The following is a 3,578-nucleotide window of genomic DNA, read 5'->3' as shown; positions in this document are numbered from 1 at the left end:
GGTTCCGGGTCCGTGCCCGCGCCGCGGGCACCCGTACCCCCGCTGCTGCGGCGGATCCTGCGCGCGTACCGCGGCTGACGGGGCCGCGGCCGGTCCGGCGTCCGGCGGGCCCGGCCGGGTTCAGAGGCGGTGGACGCGCTCCCCGTCGAAGGCCAGCGGGGACCGGCCCGCGGCCAGGATGCGCAGCCCCGGGGCCGCGGTGAGCAGGTTCCGCAGCCAGGCGAGCGTCTCGGGCACGAGGTGGTCGGTGCCGTCCAGGACGAGGAGCATGTCCCGCTCGGCGAGCCACGAGACGGCGTCGCCCGCCGCGCACGGCAGGAAGGGCATGCCCGCGACACAGCCCAGCGCGGCCGACAGCTCGCGCGGGCCGAAGGGCCGCTCCACGGTGATGACGGCCACGCCGTCGCAGAAGTTGGACGAGAGCCGCTCGGCGATCTCCCGCACCAGCAGGCTCCGCGGCTCCCGGAACCGCCCGGTGACCGTCAGCACCCGGCCGCGCCGCACGGCCGTCAGCAGCCGGGACAGCTCGTCGGACGTCGCGGGCAGGATGCCCGTCCGGCCTGGATCCCTCATCGGCACGATGCCCCCCATTGCATGCGTGTCCCATGCGCGGCCAAGGGTTCTTTCGGGCCGCGTAGCGATGATTATGCGCCAGTTCTGCCGGAAGGCCAGGGGAATGTCGGATTCCGGAGAACTTGTACACGCGGCATGCTTTTGTCCATTCGACCAGGTGGGGCGCCCCGGCGCGCGCGAGCGGCCCGCCTGTGCTCGGATGGCGATCATGGGTCATGACCACGGTGCTCCCTCGGCGGCGGCCGGAACCGTCAGCGGGACGTTCCGTACCCGCCTGCTCTGGACCGTCGGCATCAGCGTCACGATCACCCTGATCCAGGTCGTCGGCTCCCTGCTCTCCGGCAGCCTGGCCCTGCTCGCCGACGCCGCACACAGCCTCACCGACGCCGTCGGCGTCTGCCTTGCGCTCGGCGCGGTCACCCTCGCCCAGCGCGCCCCGACCCCGCGGCGCACCTTCGGCTGGTACCGGGTCGAGATCTTCTCGGCCGCCCTGAACGCCCTGCTCCTCCTCGTCGTCTTCGTCTGGGTCCTCTACACCGCCGTCCGCCGCTTCAGCGAACCGGTGGAGGTCAAGGGCGGGCTGATGTTCGCCGTCGCCCTGCTGGGCCTGGCCGCCAACGGCGTCGGCCTGTGGCTGCTGCGCGACGCCAGGGAGCACAGCCTCAACCTGCGCGGCGCCTACCTCGAAGTGCTCGGCGACGCGCTGGGCTCCATCGCCGTCCTCATCGGCGGCCTGGTCATCCTGCTCACCGGATGGGAGGCCGCCGACCCCGTCGCGTCCATCGTCATCGGCCTGCTCATCGTCCCGCGCGCCTACGGACTGCTGCGCGATGCCGCCCACGTCCTGCTGGAGGCCACCCCGCAGGACATGGACCTCTCCGACGTGCGCCGGCACCTGATGGAGGAGCCCGGCGTCCTGGCGGTGCACGACCTGCACGCCTGGACCGTCACCTCCGGCATGCCCGTCCTCACCGCGCACGTGGTGGTCGCCGCCGGGACCCTGCGCGGCGAGGACCACGGGCAGCTGCTCGCCCGGCTCCAGGCCTGCGTCGGCGACCACTTCGACGTGCGCCACTCCACCCTCCAGCTGGAACCGGAGGGCCACGCCGAGGACGAACGGGCCCTGCACGCCTGACCGCACGGCCCCGGCGGTCCGCGGCATCCGCCCGCGCCCACGGTTGTCCGGCGGCCGCGGATCGGCTCTACTGCTGTGCAGTCCCGCACTCGGGGCACGTGCAGGGGAGGGCACCCACGATGAGTTCGCACCGCCGCCGTCCGGGCTTCCGGGGCCGGTCGCTGCTGACCCTGTCGGCCGCCGCCTTCCTGCTGTTCGGCGTTTTCGCGGCCACCGGCATCGCCTGGGACCCGTTCGCCGGCGCCGCGGGCCGGGCCGTCTCCGCACCCGTGATCGGCACCCCCTGGTCCGGCGGCCCCGACGCATCCGGCGAGGCCCCCGCGCCCACGCCGAGCGGCCCCGCCCCGACCGCGTCCGGACCGGGCCCGGACGGCACCGGGCAGGACGCCGGAGGCGGTGCCGGAGCGGGGGACGCCGGTGCCGGGCGGCCCGCCGGGGCGCTGCCGTTCGACCTACCCCCACCGGCCGCCCTGCGCACCGGCAGCGCGGGCGGGAAGCTGGTGTTCGCCCACTACTTCACCCCGTACCCGCTCTCGCTGGACAACGCGAGCGCCGACGCCGACTACTACACCCGCAACTACCTGAACCCGGCCGGGGAGAACGGCAAGCACGAGCGGTACGGCGGCCTGCTGCGCGACCGGCCGCTGCCCGTCGTCCCCAAGGCCGGCAACTGGGAACTCGCCAACCTCGAACAGGAGGTGCGCACCGCCCGCACCGCGGGCCTCGACGGGTTCACCCTCGACCTGCTCTCCCTGTCCGGACCGAACCGGGACCGCGCCGGCCTGCTGATGCAGGCCGCCCATGCCGTCGACCCCGCATTCAAGATCATGCTGATGCCGGACATGACCTCGCTGGACACCGACGACCCCGGCGTGCTCGCCGACGCCGTCGCGGCCCTCGGCAAGGCCCCCGCCGCCCACCGCCTCGGCGACGGCCGGCTCGTCGTGTCCCCCTTCAAGGCGGAGGCCAAGAGCGTCGCCTGGTGGACGCAGTTTCTCGACCTCCTGAGGACCCGGCACGGGATCCGCACCGCCTTCGTCCCGACGTTCCTCGACTTCGACGGCAACAGCGCCCGGTTCGCGCCGATCAGCCACGGCTTCTCCGAGTGGGGCAGCCGCAGTTACGTCGGCCAGGAGGGCGCCACCCGCGACGTGCAGCGGGCCCACGGCGCGGGCAAGATCTGGATGCAGCCCGTGTCGGTCCAGGACGCCCGCCCCAACCAGGGCATCTACGACGAGGCCGGCAACACCGCCACCCTGCGCTCCACCTGGACCCACGCCATCGACGACGGTGCCGACTGGGTGCAGCTCACCACCTGGAACGACTACTCCGAGGGCAGCCAGTTCGCGCCCTCCCTGCACAACGGGTACGCCTACCTGGACCTGACCTCGTACTACCTGACCAAGTTCAAGACGGGCAGCTGGCCGAGGATCGTGCGGGACACGCTGTACGTCTGCGCCCGCACCCAGTTCGCCGCCGCGGACCCGACCGGCACCCAGTCCCTGCTGATGTCCCCGCGCAAGGGCAGCGCCGCACCCCGCGACACCGTGGAGGTGCTCAGCTTCCTGACGGCCCCGGCGAGCGTCCGCACGGCCGTGGGCACGGCCCGCGAGGCGCACGAGGCCCCGGCCGGCGTCCACTCCGAGCTCCTCCCGCTGCGGCCCGGCACCAGCTCCGCCGTGGTGGTCCGCGACGGCAGGTCCGGCGCCGAGGTGAAACTCCCCTACGCGGCGGACCGCACGGTGCAGGTCCAGGACTTGCAGTACTACGCCGTCACCAGCGGGCGGGACTAGTCCAGGTTCCCGCGGCCCCGCCCCCCGCCCCCCGCCCGGCCCCCGGGGGGCGGACCCGGGAGAGTTACCCCCGAAAG

The 3,578-nt window shown here is 73.9% G+C and carries 3 protein-coding genes; 2 read left to right on the top strand and 1 reads right to left on the bottom strand.

The genetic code is table 11. The annotated features are described in order from the left end of the window. Positions 1–120: 120 nt before the first annotated feature. Positions 121–573, bottom strand: coding sequence for a hypothetical protein (locus ACFXA3_RS38695; RefSeq protein ID WP_385195415.1), 453 nt, complete (start codon positions 571–573; stop codon positions 121–123). Between the two features lie 199 nt (positions 574–772). On the opposite strand from ACFXA3_RS38695, the gene ACFXA3_RS38690 reads away from it, so the two are divergent. Continuing rightward, a complete protein-coding gene (locus ACFXA3_RS38690) occupies positions 773–1,708 on the top strand; it encodes a cation diffusion facilitator family transporter (RefSeq protein ID WP_385195412.1) in 936 nt (311 codons plus the stop codon). A 119-nt stretch (positions 1,709–1,827) separates the two neighbouring features. Continuing rightward, positions 1,828–3,501, top strand: coding sequence for a glycoside hydrolase family 71 protein (locus ACFXA3_RS38685; RefSeq protein ID WP_385195410.1), 1,674 nt, complete (start codon positions 1,828–1,830; stop codon positions 3,499–3,501). Positions 3,502–3,578 lie beyond the last annotated feature (77 nt).

The organism is Streptomyces sp. NPDC059456 (assembly GCF_042750055.1).
In the GTDB taxonomy this organism is placed as follows: domain Bacteria; phylum Actinomycetota; class Actinomycetes; order Streptomycetales; family Streptomycetaceae; genus Streptomyces.
Note: the sequence above shows the minus strand (reverse complement) of the source record. Positions and strands in the feature narration are given on the sequence as shown.